The organism is Helicobacter sp. CLO-3 (assembly GCF_001854545.1).
GTDB lineage: Bacteria > Campylobacterota > Campylobacteria > Campylobacterales > Helicobacteraceae > Helicobacter_B.
Genome location: NZ_MLQN01000076.1, coordinates 1 through 806 on the forward strand (window position 1 = coordinate 1; position 806 = coordinate 806).

Genomic DNA, 806 nt, shown 5'->3' on the forward strand with positions numbered 1-806 from the left:
TTTTAGATTCTGCTATATTTTAGATATTAGATTCTATATTTTAGATTCTAGATTTCAAGGAGGCTAGATGCCAACATTCGCGCCCAAAACCTTATCAAAGCCTTGGGCTAGCCTGCTTGAAGCAGAATTTCAAAAGCCTTATTTTCACAGCATCATCAAAAGCTACAATGACGCGCTAAAACAAGGCGCGATAATCTACCCACCAAAAGAACTCACATTCAACGCCTTCAACCTCACACCCCCGCAAAATGTAAAAATCGTAATCCTAGGGCAAGATCCATACCATGGCAGCTTTTTTAGCGGAGGCTATGAAGTCCCGCAAGCCATGGGGCTAAGCTTCAGCGTCCCGCCAAACGCGCCACTGCCCCCAAGCCTCAAAAACATCTACAAAGAACTCTCACTTTCTTTGCATATCAAAGCCCCGCCAAATGGCGATCTAAGCGAGTGGGGCAGGCGCGGCGTGCTGCTGCTAAACTCCATCTTTAGCGTGCAAAAAGGCATGGCAAGCTCGCATAAAAGCTTTGGCTGGGAGTGCTTCAGCGATGCGGTGATATCGACACTTTCAAGCCACTTTAGCGGCATCGTATTTATGCTATGGGGCAACTACGCCAAGCAAAAAGCGCATCTCATAGATAGCACCAAACATGCTATCATCACAGCACCTCATCCAAGCCCGCTTGCGCGAGGATTTGTCGGCAGTGGCGTGTTTGTGCGCGCCAATGAAGCGCTCATAAAAATGGGCAAACCGCCATTTGATTGGGAAATTTAGGTAAAACTAAGAATCTAGGCAAGCTGGCAAATCTGGG

1 protein-coding gene is annotated in these 806 nt (G+C 47.3%); it reads left to right on the forward strand.

Annotated elements, in window-relative coordinates:
• Positions 1-67: 67 nt before the first annotated feature.
• Complete coding sequence (gene ung / locus BKN38_RS10080) at positions 68-769, forward strand: uracil-DNA glycosylase (protein WP_066454972.1); 702 nt, start codon at positions 68-70, stop codon at positions 767-769.
• Positions 770-806 lie beyond the last annotated feature (37 nt).

Coding starts and splice junctions, on each gene's coding strand:
- ung (WP_066454972.1), top strand. CDS start 68: ATGCCAACATTCGCGCCCAAAACCTTATCAAAGCCTTGGGCTAGCCTG.